Annotated in this window: 16 protein-coding genes; 4 read left to right on the forward strand and 12 right to left on the reverse strand. The window is 72.2% G+C overall.

Annotated features, from left to right (window positions below; genetic code table 11):
• Positions 1-175 precede the first annotated feature (175 nt).
• Complete coding sequence (locus BM314_RS07255) at positions 176-2,137, reverse strand: cytochrome C oxidase Cbb3 (protein WP_091977680.1); 1,962 nt, start codon at positions 2,135-2,137, stop codon at positions 176-178.
• A 134-nt stretch (positions 2,138-2,271) separates the two neighbouring features.
• Positions 2,272-3,024: an SDR family NAD(P)-dependent oxidoreductase gene (locus tag BM314_RS07260; RefSeq protein WP_091679002.1), complete on the reverse strand. Its 753-nt coding sequence runs from the start codon at positions 3,022-3,024 to the stop codon at positions 2,272-2,274.
• 111 nt (positions 3,025-3,135) lie between these two features.
• On the opposite strand from BM314_RS07260, the gene BM314_RS07265 reads away from it, so the two are divergent.
• Entirely contained in the window at positions 3,136-4,029 is an 894-nt protein-coding gene (locus BM314_RS07265; protein ID WP_091977682.1) for a LysR substrate-binding domain-containing protein, read from the forward strand.
• A 10-nt stretch (positions 4,030-4,039) separates the two neighbouring features.
• On the opposite strand, the gene BM314_RS07270 is transcribed toward BM314_RS07265, so the two are convergent.
• Complete coding sequence (locus tag BM314_RS07270) at positions 4,040-4,981, reverse strand: 2-hydroxyacid dehydrogenase (RefSeq protein WP_091977683.1); 942 nt, start codon at positions 4,979-4,981, stop codon at positions 4,040-4,042.
• 104 nt (positions 4,982-5,085) lie between these two features.
• Positions 5,086-5,373 (reverse strand): hypothetical protein, encoded by a 288-nt coding sequence (locus tag BM314_RS07275; RefSeq protein WP_244539877.1) that lies wholly within the window; start codon positions 5,371-5,373, stop codon positions 5,086-5,088.
• Positions 5,374-5,533: 160 nt separating this feature from the next.
• Here BM314_RS07275 and BM314_RS07280 point away from each other — a divergent pair, with 160 nt between their 5' ends.
• A complete protein-coding gene (locus BM314_RS07280) occupies positions 5,534-7,006 on the forward strand; it encodes an MFS transporter (RefSeq protein WP_091977687.1) in 1,473 nt (490 codons plus the stop codon).
• An 85-nt stretch (positions 7,007-7,091) separates the two neighbouring features.
• Here BM314_RS07280 and BM314_RS07285 read toward each other — a convergent pair whose 3' ends face one another.
• From BM314_RS07285 to otsB, 3 genes are all read right to left on the reverse strand, one after another.
• Positions 7,092-8,093, reverse strand: a complete 1,002-nt coding sequence (locus BM314_RS07285) for a glucokinase (RefSeq protein WP_091977688.1) — start codon at positions 8,091-8,093, stop codon at positions 7,092-7,094.
• 117 nt (positions 8,094-8,210) lie between these two features.
• Positions 8,211-8,615, reverse strand: a complete 405-nt coding sequence (locus tag BM314_RS07290; protein WP_091977690.1) for a DUF4260 domain-containing protein — start codon at positions 8,613-8,615, stop codon at positions 8,211-8,213.
• 28 nt (positions 8,616-8,643) lie between these two features.
• Positions 8,644-9,387: a trehalose-phosphatase gene (otsB, locus tag BM314_RS07295; RefSeq protein ID WP_091977692.1), complete on the reverse strand. Its 744-nt coding sequence runs from the start codon at positions 9,385-9,387 to the stop codon at positions 8,644-8,646.
• Positions 9,388-9,501: 114 nt separating this feature from the next.
• On the opposite strand from otsB, the gene BM314_RS07300 reads away from it, so the two are divergent.
• Both BM314_RS07300 and BM314_RS07305 read left to right on the forward strand, forming a co-directional pair.
• Entirely contained in the window at positions 9,502-10,011 is a 510-nt protein-coding gene (locus BM314_RS07300) for a DUF427 domain-containing protein (RefSeq protein WP_091977693.1), read from the forward strand.
• Between the two features lie 52 nt (positions 10,012-10,063).
• Positions 10,064-11,287, forward strand: coding sequence for a serine hydrolase domain-containing protein (locus BM314_RS07305; protein ID WP_091977695.1), 1,224 nt, complete (start codon positions 10,064-10,066; stop codon positions 11,285-11,287).
• Positions 11,288-11,315: 28 nt separating this feature from the next.
• Here the strand turns inward: BM314_RS07305 and BM314_RS07310 are convergent, their stop codons facing one another.
• From BM314_RS07310 to BM314_RS07330, 5 genes are all read right to left on the reverse strand, one after another.
• Entirely contained in the window at positions 11,316-11,927 is a 612-nt protein-coding gene (locus BM314_RS07310; protein WP_020090565.1) for a DUF2147 domain-containing protein, read from the reverse strand.
• Positions 11,928-12,164: 237 nt separating this feature from the next.
• Positions 12,165-12,695 carry a GNAT family N-acetyltransferase gene (locus BM314_RS07315; RefSeq protein ID WP_020090566.1) on the reverse strand — a complete coding sequence of 177 codons (531 nt, stop codon included), beginning with the start codon at positions 12,693-12,695 and terminating at the stop codon, positions 12,165-12,167.
• A 141-nt stretch (positions 12,696-12,836) separates the two neighbouring features.
• On the reverse strand, positions 12,837-13,046 hold the full coding sequence (locus BM314_RS07320) for a hypothetical protein (protein WP_020090567.1): 210 nt from the start codon (positions 13,044-13,046) through the stop codon (positions 12,837-12,839).
• 394 nt (positions 13,047-13,440) lie between these two features.
• Positions 13,441-13,641: a hypothetical protein gene (locus BM314_RS07325; RefSeq protein ID WP_012322375.1), complete on the reverse strand. Its 201-nt coding sequence runs from the start codon at positions 13,639-13,641 to the stop codon at positions 13,441-13,443.
• A 98-nt stretch (positions 13,642-13,739) separates the two neighbouring features.
• Positions 13,740-14,843, reverse strand: a complete 1,104-nt coding sequence (locus BM314_RS07330; protein ID WP_091977696.1) for a helix-turn-helix transcriptional regulator — start codon at positions 14,841-14,843, stop codon at positions 13,740-13,742.
• Positions 14,844-15,001 lie beyond the last annotated feature (158 nt).

Below are 15,001 nucleotides of genomic sequence, written 5' to 3' on the forward strand. Positions count from 1 at the left end.
AACGCAGTGAAGCAACCCAGGGCAGCGCGACACCGGCGCGCGCGGCGCTGCTGGATCGCTTCGCCTCGTTCGCGCGGACGGCGAGGTTTCACAACTCCGGGTAACAGGCCCCGAGGCTGAACCAGACCGGGGTGAGGGTCTGCGACATGGGAGATCCGGCTCGCGGGCGGCGCGGTCAGGGCGTCGCGGCCGGCTCCGTCAGGCGATCGACCGAGAGCAGGTACGCGATCAGCGCCGTCTGCTCTTCGCGCGAGACGCCCGAGCCGGCATCCGCCCAGTAGGCGTGCCCCTTTCCGGTCACGCGGGCGATCCGCGCCGTGTCCGAGGCGGCGTTGGCGGCGATCACCTTCGCCCGGAGATCCCGGTCGACCAGGGCGCGCAGGCTGTTGGCGGGATCGGGGGCGACACCCCGGTACAGCGTGCCCGGTACGCCGAGCTGCGACCCCGCGTCGGAACCGACAGCGACGCCGGAATCGTGCAGGTACGGCGCCGTCCAGGCGAGGCCCACAAGGTTCGGCACCTTGTAGCCGCCCTCCGTGCCCCCCTGCCCCCAGGCGAGCTGCACCTGGGCGAGGGCGTCGCCCGCGAGCGGCACCGGGACGATGACCGGGTCGGCCGGGGTCGGGAACGGCGTGTCGGCGGCGAACATCGCCGGCGCCGACAGGCGCGCCTCCATCTTGGCGCCCGCCCGCGCCCGGGTCGGCTCGGTGCCGATCTCGGCCTCCGGGACGACCCGGTGATTGGTGAGCGCCGGGCCGGAATGGCAGCTGCCGCAGCCGGCCTTCTCGAACACCGCGCGGCCCGCGCGGACCCGGTCGGGATCCTGCCCGGCGGCCGGCGGGTGCAGCAGGTTCTGGAAGGCCGACATGGCGTTGTTGGCGTGGTTGACCGGCTCCCCGGGCACGGACGTGAACAAGCCGTTGTCGGTGACGTAGTTGGTCGCCGGATAGGTCGGCAGGACCGCGTAGCTGTTCAGCCCCGGCGAGGCCGGGGTCGGATCGACGCTGCGCAGCACCTCCGACGGGCTCCGGCCGCCGTCGGGCCTGTAGCGGAACGCCTCCGTGGCCGAGCCGCGCAGCACGATCCCGAGATACGTCTCGGGATCCATGCCGAACAGCCAGGACGCGGCGGCGGCGAGCTGGGTCGTGTCGGAATTGGCCGCGTGGACGTTGTTGTTGAGCGAGGACAGGCCCGCGAAGGGCCCGATCGCCTCGCGCCCGCTCCAGCTGTAGGGCTCGCCGTGGGCCGAGAAGCTCGACGGGATCGAGGTCGGGTTGGTGACCCGGTCGGCGGACGAGTCGAAGCTGCCCGGCGGCCAGCTCGCCACCTGCACCTTCGTGGCCGCCTCGACGGAAGCGGCGTCCGGGAGCGCCGGCCCCGTGCCGGTCGAGCCGGTATGCTGCGGATCAGCGGGGGGCTTGGCATCGGCCTCCGGCACGCTGGCGTGCATGAAGTAGGCCGAGGAGTTCTTCGCGAGTGCCATCAGCAGGCCGGCATTGAGGTCGGTGTTGGGCGCGCCCTCTACGACCCTGCCGGTGCCGGGATCGACCGCCGCGTGGCACAGGGCGCAGGTGATCCCCATGCGCAGGTGGCCGCGGTCGTAGAAGGTCTTGATCCCGATGATGAAGGCGCCGCCCTTCGGCACGTCGAGCCCGGTCGGGACCAGCTCGCCCGCCCGGTAGACGCGGTCGCCGACGCGCACGTCCCTGGCCATGGCAACTTTGAGATCGGTGGTGCCCTGGCCACCGAGCTTGGCCACCGCCAGGGCGACCTGCGTGGGAGTCAGGCCGCCGTCGAGCATGCCCATGACGTCGGTGAGGAAGACCTCGTTGCCGAACGTCTCCTGATAGAAGGCCTGCCGGCCGCGCTCGACCATGGCAGGATCGATCGCGACCGCACCGCTCTTCGGCGAGAACGCCTTCCGTCCGGCCTCGGTGCCGCTGAGCCGGTCGGCCTCCGCGCGCGAGACGCGGCGTCCGAGGATGTCGAAGGCGGTCTCGATCGGGTAGCGGTCCGGGTTGAGCAGGTCCGCCCGGTCGGGCATCGGCGCGTAGCTGAAGCGGCCGACGCCCAGGGCGACGCCGGCCGTGACGGTCGCCAGACCGGCGGTGATCAGGATGCGGCGCGGCCAATCCATGGAAACCGTTTGTCCTTCCCGGCGCCCGTCCGCGAGGAAGCGGGACCGGAGGGCCGGGCCTTTAACCGCCGGCCATTGCCAGGGTTCACGGGGGCGGCCGGGACCGGGTGTCGCGTCCCGGCCACCCCGAATCCTCAGATCTGGACCTGCCCGCCGTCGGCGAACAGCTCGACGCCGTTGACGAAGCTCGCCGCGTCCGAGGCGAGGAACAGCACCGCCTGGGCGATCTCCTCGGGCCGGCCGACGCGGCCGGCCGGGATCTGGCCCGCGAGATAGTCCTTGGTGGCCGCCGCCTGATCGCCGCCGCCGAAGAGCTCGTCGAGGCCGGCGGTCTCGGTCACGCCCGGGCTGATCGTGTTCACCCGGATGCGCCGGTCCTTCAGGTCGAGGATCCAGTTCCGGGCGAAGTTGCGCACGGCCGCCTTGGTGGCCGAGTAGACGCTGAAGGCCGGCGTGCCCGAACTGCCGGTGGTCGATCCGGTGAGCACGATCGCGGCCCCGTCCCGCAGGAGCGGCAGCGCCTTCTGCACGGTGAAGAGCACGCCCTTCACGTTGGTGTCGAAGATGCTCTGATAATGCGCCTCGGTGATCGCGCCGAGCGGCGCGAAGCTGCCGCCGCCGGCATTGGCGAAGACCACGTCAATCTGCGCGTGCTTCTGCTGGACCGCGTCGTACAGGCGGTCGATGTCGGCGAGGTTCGCCATGTCGCCGCGCACGCCCGTGATCCGGCCGCCGATCCGCCTGACCGCCGCGTCGAGCGCCTCCTGGCGGCGACCGGTGATGAACACCGAGGCCCCCTCGTCCACGAAGGCCTGGGCGGTCGCGAGGCCGATACCGCTGGTGCCGCCGGTCACCACCACCACCTTGTCCTGAAACCTGCCGGTCATCGTCGTTCTCCGCTGGTCGGCGCCGTGCGCGCCGCTGGTCGGAGAGATGCTGCCGGAACGATGGTGCGGGTAGTCGGCGATTGTGGCACCCAGCGTTCTACAGGAGGAACGATGGTCCGCGCCGATCTCAACGACTACGTCTACTTCGCCGAAGTCGTCGCGCACGGCGGCTTCGCCGCGGCCGGCCGGGCGCTGCACCAGCCGAAATCGAAGCTGAGCCGCCGCATCGCGGCCCTGGAGGCGCGCCTGGGCGCCCGCCTGATCGAGCGGTCGAGCCGGCGCTTCCGCGTGACCGAGGTCGGCCAGGGGTTCTACGAGCGCTGCCGGGCGATGATGCTGGAGGCGGAGCGGGCCGAGGCGCTGGTCGCGGAGGCGCAGACCGAGCCGCACGGGCGGATCCGCATGAGCTGTCCCACGGGCCTCACCGACATCGTCGCGGCGCGCGTCCGCGGCTTCCTCGTCCGATACCCGAAGGTGCGGCTGCAGCTGGTCGTGACCGACCGGCCCGTCGACCTGATCGAAGAGCGGATCGACGTGGCGCTGCGGGTCCGACGGGACCTGACGAGCGACGCGTCGCTGACCATGCGCACGCTCGGAACCTCGCGGTGGATCCTGGTCGCCGCGCCGCGGATCGCGCGCGACCTCGGCCCCGACATCGCCGCGCTCGGCGCGGTCCCGACCCTCGGCACCCGCGACGATCCGGGCGAGGCGGAGTGGCGGCTGGAGCACCGGGACGGCACGATCTTCACCCTGCGCCACGAGCCGCGCCTGACCTGCGGCGACTTCGCCGCGCTGTGCGACGCGGCGGCCGACGGCCTCGGGGTCGCGTTCCTGCCCGACCACGCCTGCACCGATGCCGTCGCGGCCGGCCGGCTCGTGCCCGTCTACCCGGACTGGCAGGGTCAGCCCGGGATCGTGCACATCGTCTTCACGACCCGGCGCGGGCTGCCGCCGGCCGTGCGGGTGCTGATCGACCACCTCGCGGCGACATTCCCGAAGCTGTGAGGCGCGCGCCCTAGTATCCGCGCGCCGCGTCGACGCCGTCCGGCACCTGGCCGGTCCGCCGATAGGCCCGCAGGTTGGCCGCCACCGTGGCGGCCGCCGAATCCATGTCGGTCGGCCCCGAGACGTGCGGCAGCACCGTCACGCCGGGATGCGACCACAGCGGCGACTCCGCCGGCAGGGGCTCGACCGCGAAGACGTCGAGCACGGCGTGGGCGAGGTGGCCCTTGTCCAGGGCGGCGATCAGGTCCTCGGTGACGACGATCGGTCCGCGGGCGAAGTTGATCAGCGCGGCGCCGGGCTTCAGGGCGGCGAGGCGCTCGGCGTTCACGAGGCCCCGCGTCTCCGGCGTCAGCGGCACGAGGCAGACGAGGATGTCGCACCGGCCGAGCATCGCCGGGAGGCCGTCGGCGCCGTGGAACGTCTCGAGGTCCGGCACCGCCTTGGGGCTGCGGCTCCAGCCGACGACGCGGAAGCCGGCTCCGGTGAGCCGCTCCGCCGCCGCGGTCCCGAGCGCCCCGAGGCCGAGCAGGCCGACCGTGGTGTCGGACGGCTTGCGGTAGGCGTGCGGGCGCCAGACCCGGTCCCTCTGCTGGCGGGCGTAGGCCGGCATGTCGCGCTGGAGATAGTAGGTCCAGGCCAGCACGGCCTCGGCCATGGTGCGGGCCATCTCGCGGTCGACGAGGCGGACGATCGGCAGCGGCCGGTCGAAGGCGCCGACGAGCTTCTCGACCCCGGCCCAGATGCTCTGCACCCAGACGAGCCCCGGCAGCGCCGCGACCTCGGCCGGATCGGGGTTGGCCACGACGGCGACCCGTGTCGCCGCCCGGGCCGCGTCGTCCATCGACCGGAACGGGATCAGGCGCTCCTCGGGCATGGCCGCCGAGAGGATCCGCAGGTACTCCGCCTCCTGATCCGGCCCCTTGCACCCGACCAGGGCGATCGCCTCCGCCATCTAAATCCTCCGCACCGTACCGCTTCGCCCGTCCACGCGCGGGCGAAGCAGGCGCTGTGCCTGACGGGATCCGGATCGTCGAGATGGGTCGGGCGCCGGCTCGGTCAGCGCCCCTCGATCAGCGCCGGGTAGACGAGGCGGACGTTGCGCCGATCCTCAGGGATCGCGGTCTCCGCCCGCTTGCGGATGCTGCCGGTCGTCGCCGCCACGACGGGCTCGGTCGGCCGCAGGCGCCAGCGCTCGGCCGCCTGGATCGCGACGCGGGGCTTGGGCCGTTCGAGGTGCCGGTCCGCGCCCTCGGTGGGGGCGGTCGCGAGCCCGCCGAGCGTCATCGCGGCCAGCAGGGCGTACCGGGGCCAGGATCGGCGGGGACGGGCGGGACTGGAAGGCATGGGAGGGGCACCGCGTGGACCTCCCTGTTCTGCGCCGCGCACGTGAAGACGAAATCGAACCGAATCGATTTCCAACCCGTTCCCAACACCTGCCTACAGTCGCGGTAAATGCCCGCTGTCCAGGCACGGTTAAACAGGTGAATCGGGAGGACACGCGGACATGGCGAGCAAGGTCGAGGGGGGATCCGGGACGCCGGAGCGCGCGGAGATCGGCCGCGTGATCGACACCGACATCTCCGCGCGCCTGGACCGGCTGCCCTGGGGCCGCTTCCACGTCCTCGTGATCGTGGCGCTCGGCATCACCTGGGTGCTGGACGGCCTCGAGGTGACGCTCGCCGGCTCCCTGGTGGGCGCGCTGCGCCAGCCGCCGATGTCGTTCTCGGAGTTCGACGTCGGGCTCGCCGCCTCCTGCTATCTCGTGGGCGCCGTGACCGGCGCGATCGGCTTCGGCTGGCTCACCGACCGGATAGGCCGGAAGAAGCTGTTCTTCATCACGCTGGCCCTCTACCTCGTCGCAACGGCGGCCACCGGCCTGTCTTGGAACATCTGGAGCTTCTGCTTCTTCCGCTTCCTCACGGGCGCGGGGATCGGCGGCGAGTACACGGCGATCAACTCGACCATCCAGGAGCTGGTCCCGGCCCGGGTCCGCGGCTGGACCAACCTCGTCATCAACGGCTCGTTCTGGATCGGCGCGGCGCTCGGCTCGTTCATGTCGATCGTGCTCCTGAAGCCCGAGGTGATCGACCCGGCCTGGGGCTGGCGCGTCGCCTTCTTCACCGGCGGCGCCATCGGCCTCGTGATCCTGCTGCTGCGCACCTGGATCCCCGAGAGCCCGCGCTGGCTCGCGACCCACGGCTACGCGGCGGAGGCCGACCGTGTCGTCACCGGCATCGAGAAGCGCTTCACCGACGAGGGCGTGACCCTGCCGCCGGTGGACGAGAGCAAGCGCATGAAGGTCCGCACCCGCGACCACACCCCGCTCCCCGAGGTGTTCAAGGCGCTGTTCGTGACGAGCCGCAAGGAGACCATGGTCGGCCTCGCGCTGATGATCGCGCAGGCCTTCTTCTACAACGCGCTGTTCTTCACCTACGCGCTGGTGCTGGAGCGCTTCTATCAGGTGCCCGGCAACCATGTCGGCTGGTACCTGCTGCCCTTCGCGCTCGGCTCGTTCCTCGGCCCGCTGCTGCTCGGACGGCTGTTCGACACGATCGGCCGGCGCAAGATGATCGCCTTCACGTACGGCATCTCGGCGCTGCTGCTCGCCGCGGTCGGACTGCTGTTCCGCCTCGAACTGCTCGGGCCGGTCGGCCAGACCGCGGCCTGGATGGTGGTGTTCTTCTTCGCCTCGGCGGCGGCGAGCTCGGCCTATCTCACGGTCTCCGAGACGTTCCCGCTGGAGATCCGGGCGCTCGCCATCGCGGTCTTCTACGCGGTCGGCACCGGCATCGGCGGCGTCTCGGGCCCGCTCCTGTTCGGCACGCTGGTCGAGACCGGCTCGCGCGACTGGGTACTGTTCGGCTACGGCCTCGGCGCGGTGCTGATGCTCATCGCGGCGGTCGTCGGAGGCATCTGGGGCACCGCCGCGGAGGGCAAGTCCCTGGAGGAGGTCTCGAAGCCGCTGGCGGCGGCCTGAGGGCAGGCCCGGCGCGACAGCGGGACGCGCGCGGAGCGGAGCCGTCCGGCCTCGCTCCGCGCCCGGCCGACGCCGCCGCGGGCGCTCACGCCCCCTTCCGCCACACCTGCCCGTGGTAGACGAACTTGGCGCCCTCGTTCGCCAGGGCCGCCAGGCCCCGGAAAGCGGGGTCGTGGACGGTGATCACGCTGGTCGGGATCTGGCGCATCATGGCGGCGAAGGGCGCCTTCTTCTCGAAGGCGGTGCGGAAGCCGCTCTCCTCCAGCACCTTGAGGATCCGGGGCGCGATGCCCCCGCCGATATAGACCCCGCTCGTCGCCAGGAAGGTCAGAGCGAGGTCGCCGCAGACGCGTCCGAGCACCCGGCCGAACAGCGCGAGCGTCTCCGCAGCGTGCGGATCGGTGGCGTTCAGACCGGCCTCGGTGACCGCGGCCGGCTCGATCTTCTCGTGCGGCTGCCCGGTCCGGACATGGGCGACGGCCGCGTGGAGCCGCGACAGGCCCGGTCCCGACAGCACCGTCTCCACGGTGATCCGGTCCTCGACCCGCTCCAGCGCGTGCCAGACCTTCTCCTCGAAGGCGTCGGCCGGACCGATATCGGTGTGGCCGACCTCGGTGGAGACGATGGCGAGATGCGCCGCATAAGGGACCAGCGCGGCCGCGCCGAACCCGGTCCCGGGGCCCAGCACCACGCGGGCGCCGCCGGGCACGGGGGGACAGGGGCCGACCGGCGTGAGGTCGTGGGGCTCGATATCGGCGGCGCCGGCCGCCACCGGCACGTAGTCGTTGACCACCGTCGCCGAGGAGAGCCCGAAATCCTCGGCGATGTGCTGGCCCGCGATCTTCCAGTGCGCGTTCGTCAGCTGGATCTCCGGCCCGTCGACCCGGCCGGCGATCGCCAGGATCGCCGAGCGCGGTGCCGGGCCGCCGCCCTTGGCGAGCGACGCCTTGATGGCGCTCGACGGATCGGGATGGTCGGCGGTCGCCTCGTGCGCGAGGAGGCGGGGCTGGTCGCCGGACGTCTCGATCAGACCGAACCGCGCGTTCGTCCCGCCGATGTCGCCGACCAGAACCGGAAACTCGAACATCGCAACTTGCCCCTGCTCTCTGGCCCGCCGCGACGGGACTCGCGTCCAGCACGGCTCCGGCGATTCATCGGCCGCGCGACACCGCGCGGGCAAGTCCCAATCGGCGGCATCCGCCGCTCAGGATTGCGCGATCGTCTTGTCACGAGCCCGGCCGATCACGCCGAGATGGGTATCTCCGAAGCCGCTGCCGTATTTGAGACCGTAACCGAGGGCGCGGTCGAGGCCGATATGGGCCAGCCAGATGAGGACCGGCCCGATGGCCTCGGGGCGGCCTGAAGCGATCGCCAGGGACAGGCCGACGAGCGGCAGCGCGAGCGTGTGGGCCGCGTTGTAGAGCACGGCGCCGACCACGGGACCGGCCGCGTAGCCCAGCATGCTCAGGTCGGGGACGAAGAGCAGCGCCGCGAAGAGCCACCACGACGGCCCGAGCCAGCCATAGGCGAGCAGGGCGGCGACGAGGATGCAGCCCCCCTCCAGCCGCAGCAGCAGGCGCGGCCAGCCCGTGACGGAACGCCCCGACATCGCGATCTCCTCTGAACGGCGCGGCGCGTCAGGCCGGCGGCAGCGCGTCCGGGTCGATCGCGCCACCGGCAGCCCAGTTGCTCAGCAGGGCACGGACGGCGGCGGGGTCGGGCAGGCGCCGCCGGGCGACGGTCTCGCCGTCACCGACGCGCACCGCGACCCCGCCGTCCTCGTTGATCGACGCGAAGGCGATCTCGTCGGTGCGGTCGTCGCCGAAGAAGACGGGGACCCGTCCGGCGTAGGGCGCCTGCGCCATGAAGGCGCGGATCGCGTGGGCCTTGGTGGCCTGCGCGGGGACGATCTCGCCGACCGCCTTGCCGAGCTGCAGGCGGTACTCGGCGCCGAGCGCCTCCGCCGCGCCCTTCACCAGCGTCTCGGCCCGCAGGGCATCGTCCGGGTTCGCGAGCCGCCAGTGGACCGCCACCGAGGCGCCCTTGTCCTCGATCAGGACCTGCGCGAGCGCGGCGGTCTCGGCCTGCAGGCGCGCGACCTGCCGGCGCAGATCCGGATGGTCCTCCGCGCGGCCGCCCGTGAGCGCGCCGGCGACCCGGCGCTCGACGCCGTGGAGACCGGCCGCATCCAACCGGGACGGCGCCAGGAAGCCGTCGATCACCGTGACCGGCCGGCCGGTGACGATGGCGAGGGCGCCGTCGAGTCGCGCCCGGAGCCGCTCCAGATCCTCCACGAGGCCGGGCTCGACCCGCACGGCGTCCGGACGCGGCGCGATCTCGGCGACCGTGCCGTCGAAGTCGAGGAAGAGGGCGATGTCCATCGCGGGGGATCCCGGGCTCGAGTGTCGGCGACGGGCTAGCACGGGCGCGCCGGACGACAAACGCCGGCAGCACTGCCCTATCTGGATCCGAAGCGGCACAGCACGAGGTTCTCCATGCGCGGATCGCCCTTCCGGCCCGTCCCCGATCCGGTCAGACCCGGCGAGGAGAGCGTCTGGGACTATCCGCGGCCGCCCCGGCTCGAATCCGTCCCGGACCGGCTGCGGGTCGTGCTCGGCGGCCGCGTCATCGCCGAGACGGGCTCCGGGTTCCGGGTGCTCGAGACCTCGCACCCGCCGACCTACTACCTGCCGCCCGCCGACATCGCGGACGGGACGCTCGTGAACCGGCGGCGCGGCGGGATCTGTGAGTGGAAGGGACAGGCGGTCCTGTTCGACGCGCGCGGCGGCGACCGTCTCGTGCCCGGGGCGGCCTGGGCCTACCCGGATCCGACCCCGGATTTCCGCGCGATCGCCGGCTACGTCGCGTTCTACGCCGGCCCGATGGACGCCTGCTTCGTCGGGGCGAACCCGGTGACGCCGCAACCGGGAAACTTCTACGGCGGCTGGATCACGCCCGGCATCGTCGGCCCGTTCAAGGGCGGTCCCGGGACGATGGGCTGGTGATTTCGTCCCCCGCCCCTTCTACGTTCGCGGAAGGCCACCACGAGGAGACCGCATGAGCGCGCTGACCGAGACCGATCCGACCGGCGCCGGGTTCAGTCCGGAGGGGCTCGCCCGGATCGCGCCGTGGATGGACCGCCTCGTCGGCGACGGCCGGCTGGCCGGACTGTCGGTCACCGTGGCGCGGCGCGGGCGCATCGCCTTCGCGCGCGCCTGCGGGCAGGCCGACCTCGCCCGGGCAACGCCGTTCACCCTCGACACGGTCACCCGGATCTACTCGATGACCAAGCCGCTGACCTCGGTGGCGGTGATGCAGCTCTACGAGCAGGGCCTGTTCCAGCTCGACGATCCGATCTCCCGGGTCCTGCCCGAGTTCGCCGAGATGCGCGTCGCCGTGGGCGGCAACCGGGCGAAGCTCGAGACCGAGCCGGCCCGCCGGGCGATCACCGTGCGGGACCTGCTGACCCACACGGCCGGGCTGACCTACGGCTTCATGGAGGCGACCCTGGTCGACGCGCAGTACCGCGAGCACGGCGTCGACTTCCTGGCGCGCGAGGGCACCCTCGCCGAGATGACCGCGCGGGTCGCGAAGCTGCCGCTCCTCGCCCAGCCGGGCAGCGCCTGGAACTACAGCGTCGCCACCGACGTGCTCGGCCAGTACGTGGCCGCGCTGACCGGCCGCCCGTTCGCCGACCATCTCCGCGACGCGGTGATCGGGCCCCTCGGCATGGTCGATACCGACTTCCACGTGCGACCCGAGCTGATGCCGCGCTTCTGCGCCACCTACGCGTACGACCGCGCGCGGCAGCTGCGCCTGTTCGACGATTCCGTGGACACGGCCTTCGCGCGCCTGCCCGCCATCGCGTCGGGCGGCGGCGGCCTCGTCTCGACGGCGGCGGACTATCAGCGCTTCTGCCGGATGATCCTCAACCGGGGCACCCTCGACGGCGCGCGCCTGCTGGGCCGCAAGACGGTCGACCTGATGCTGGCGAACCACCTGCCGGGCGACTTGGCCGCGATGGGCACGCCGCGCTTCGCCGAGACCTCCTACACCGGCATCGGCTTCGGCCTGGGCTTCTCGGTGATGCTCGACCCCGCCCGGGCCCAGATCCTCGGCACGCCCGGCGAGGTCGCCTGGGGCGGCCTCGCCTCGACGGCGTTCTGGATCGACCCGGCCGAGGACCTGTCGGTGGTGCTCATGACGCAGCTCGTCCCGTCCTCGGCCCTGCCGATCCGGCGCGAGCTGCGCGTCCTGACCTACGCGGCCCTGGCCGAGTGAGGGCCGGCCACGCGCGGGTCCGCGCCGGTCACTCCTCCTTGGGCGCCTCGGCGGCCGGCTTCTGAGCCGGCTTCGCGCCGGCCTTGGCGGTCGGCTTCGGGGCGGCGGTGGCGTATTCGGGATCGCTGCGCGGACCGTTCGCACCGTTGGTCGGGCCGGGGAGCTGGCCGGGCGCGAGATCAGTCACCTTGGTCCAGGTCTGGGACTTGCACAGGAACGCGATCAGGCAGCCGCGCACCGTCAGCTCGCCGGCCGTCTCGGTCCAGATGGTGACGTCGTAGGACTTGCCGTCCTCGGAATTGTAGATCTTGCCCTCGTAATGGGCGTCGGCATTCGGCTTCAGGCCCAGGATCAGCTGGTGTCCGAGGGACGGCCGGGCCTGCTTCTTGGGATCAGGGTTCTTGAAGTCGATCCGCGGCTCGCCCTTGTCGTTCAGCGGGACCTTCAGCCAGACCACGTATCCGCACAGCCGGTCACCCGCGGTCCCGCACTTCTCGAGGCGCACGCGCGCGCGGCCGTCCTCGGTGAGATAGGTGCCGCTGGGATCGGTCGGCGTCTTGGCCTGGGCCGTGCCCGCCAGCGCCGAGAGCGCCAGGATCGCGAGCGGCGCAACCCGGCGACCGATCGATGTAAACCGCATACCCGAACTCCCATCCCTCGCGAGTCGTGATGGAGCCTTGACCGCCCGTCCTCGCGTGTGCCGCTTCCGCGCAGGAAGGATCGCTCCCTCCGCGTCATCGCGCCCGCGCCGAGAACCGGACGGCGTGCGCGTCATGCCCGCCCTCTCCCGCGCGAAGTTGTCCGCATCATGACAACTCAGCCGGGACTCTGGACGGGAATCGACCCGGCGATACTGGGATCGGTGCGCGTTGGACGGTCAGATCCGGGTCGGCGGAAGGCTGCGGCCGGGTCCGAGGCTGCGCTGCATGAGCGTCACGTCGAGCCAGCGCCCGTGCTTGTGGCCGACTCCCGCGAGCGTTCCGACGGGCGTGAAGCCGAGGCTCGCGTGCAGCGCGATCGAGGCGGGTGAGCCGCTCTCGGCGATGATGGCGACCAGGGTCCGGCAGTCGATCTGCTCGCTCGCCGCGATCAGGGCGGCGAGCAGGCGCCGGCCGACTCCGCCGCCGCGGGCCGTCCGGGCGACGTAGATCGAATCCTCGAGGGTCGAGCGATAGGCGGCGCGCTGGTGATAGGGGCCGGCATAGGCGTAGCCCGCGACCGCGCCGTCCCGTTCGGCCACGAGGTAGGGAAAGCCGCCCGCGCGCAGCACCTCGAAGCGGCGCGTCATCTCGGCCAGCGTCGGCGGCTCCGTCTCGAAGCTGGCCGTGCTGGAGGCGACGGCGTCGCCGTAGATCGCCGCGATGGCGGGAAGGTCGGCCTCCGTGGCCGGGCGTATCACGTCTGTCACGGCCGCAGGTTACGCGAGGCGGCGCGGCTCCGGCAATCTGCCCGCACGAGCCGGGCGCGGCTCGATCCCGCGGACAGTGGCGGAGCCTCGGCGGGACCGGCGCCTCGGCGCAGATCCCGCACGGCTCGAGGATGCGATGACTTACTCGGCGGCGGACATCTCGGCCGTGAAGTGGCCGCACCAGTCCTTCGAGGCCACGACCGGCCAGAGACCCTTCGACTCGGGGGCCGGCTGGCTGACCGGCGGATTGAAGCGGCAGAGGCCCTCGTCACCCTGCGCCTGGGCACCGTTGAGCTTGTGATCGTCGAAGAAGCGGCAGCTTTCGCAAGCGGCGTTCGCGGAACCGGCCATCGGGTCTCTCCATCGGGTATCTCGGAGGGAGGGGACCGCCTCGGCAGCGCGCCCTCCACAGTTCTTAATTAGAATAGCTCGAAAGTAAGGTCAACGGCCGGCTTGCGCGGGGCTTGCGGGCGGGGGGCCGAGCGCGACGCGGTGCGAAAGGGTGGAGCGAGGGCGACTGGAGACGTGGACGCGCGGGCGGTCCGGGTCGGCGGGCGCCGCGCCGACGGTCCCGTCATCTGGGTGAGAAGGTCAGGTGCCGCGCGAACCGACCTCGCTGGCGCCATGGCCCAGAACGCAGCGAAGCCGGATTCCGCTGGGAATCCGGCTTCGGAGAAGCGGCGATGACTTGGTCATCACCCTCTGGTCGATCCGATCGCCGTCAAAGTAGACGGCGTCGGAACGGTCAGCCCTGCTTGGCCTTCTTGTTGGCGTTGTGGTGACCGATCGCGCAGCCCGCGGCCGCGCCCATCTTGCCGTGTCCGGCCATGTGCCCGGCGACTCCGCCGACCACGGCGCCCTTGAGGCAGCCCTTCGCCTGGGCGGGCGCGCCGGCCAGTAGGCCCGCGACGGCCAGGGCGGAAACGAGTGCGATCCGATTCGTCATCGAGACATCTCCTGTCGTTCCTGCGGCAACCGGCGGCCGGCCCCACCCGTTCCGGCGCCGACCCGACAGGGCCGCGCGCCTCTCGGAACCGTGACCCCTCAGCGCGCGAGCCCGGCCACGAGCCGCACGAGATCCGACTGGCGCGTCGCTCCGGTCTTGGCGAAGATCGCCTTCAGCTGCGAGCGCGCGGTCGCCGCGGTGATCGCGAATCGCGAAGCGGCTTCGGCCAGTGAGATTCCGCTCGACAGCGCCTGGGCGAGGCGCGCCTCCGCCGGGGTCAGCCGATAGGCCGCCTGGAGGATCGCGGTCGCGGGCGCGGCCGGGGCCCCGGGCACGTTCCCGAGGAGCAGCGTGCTCGCCCCGGCGAACAGGCCGCGGCTCGGCCCGACCAGCGGCACGACGTGGATCACGAGCGGCGGCCCGTCCCGTCGCGCCGCGACGACCGCCGAGATCGGCGGGCGGCCGGAGGGCCGCGCCAGGGCTTCGAGCTGCCGCGCGGCGTCCGGATCCTCCGCGGTGAGGCGGCCGCCCGAGAGCTTCAGGTCGCGCCCGAGGAGGGCGCCGAACGCGTCGTTCCAGCGGAGCGCCCGTCCGTCGGCGTCGAGGATCAGGGCGGCGCGGTCGATCAGCTCGAAGGCCTGCGTCAGCCCGGCGAGCCGGGCCCGCTCGACCATCGACGTCAGCAGGCCCGCGCGCTGCAGGAGCGGCGACAGGGTCGCGAGGCGCCGCTGCTCGTGCGGCTCGTACGGTCCCTGCTCCACGGTCCGCTGCAGGGAGAGGCACCACAGGCGTCCCTTCACGGAGAAGCCGATCCCGGCGAACCAGCGCAGGCCGCGGGAGGCCAGCAGGTCCTGGTAGAAGGGCAGGCGCGCGATCTCCTCCGGCGTGGTGAAGTCCTGATCGACCGCGATCCCGCGCGTCCGCATGAGCGGGATGCCGCGGAGGCGATGGTCGTCGCGGTGCCAGCCCTCGTCGAAGTAGCGGCGCGAGGCGTCGGCGAGGGAGGCGGTGCAGAGCGATTCGAGGCCGGTCCGGTCGGAGCGCAGAAGCAGGGCGCCCTCGCTGCCGGACGCCCGCACGACGCGCTCGGCCAAGTCAGGCCAGCGCGCGGGATCGATCACGGCCTCCTCGAGGTCCTCCCGGAAGCCGGACTCCAGGTCGTCGTGCAGGCGGGCGAAGAGATCCGGCCTCACGCCCGACATGTGACGCGCCTCCGCCGCGCCGGATACTGGCGCCCCGCGCCGGCTCGCCGAACTCTCGTCCTGGCTCGGTACGGCTCCATACCGTCGAACTATAGATCACGTTCTTAAATCCGGGCAAGCATCCCTCTAATTACAGGTTTAGATCGGCGGGAGCGTGC

The sequence above is a fragment of the Methylobacterium sp. 13MFTsu3.1M2 genome, assembly GCF_900112625.1.
In the GTDB taxonomy this organism is placed as follows: domain Bacteria; phylum Pseudomonadota; class Alphaproteobacteria; order Rhizobiales; family Beijerinckiaceae; genus Methylobacterium.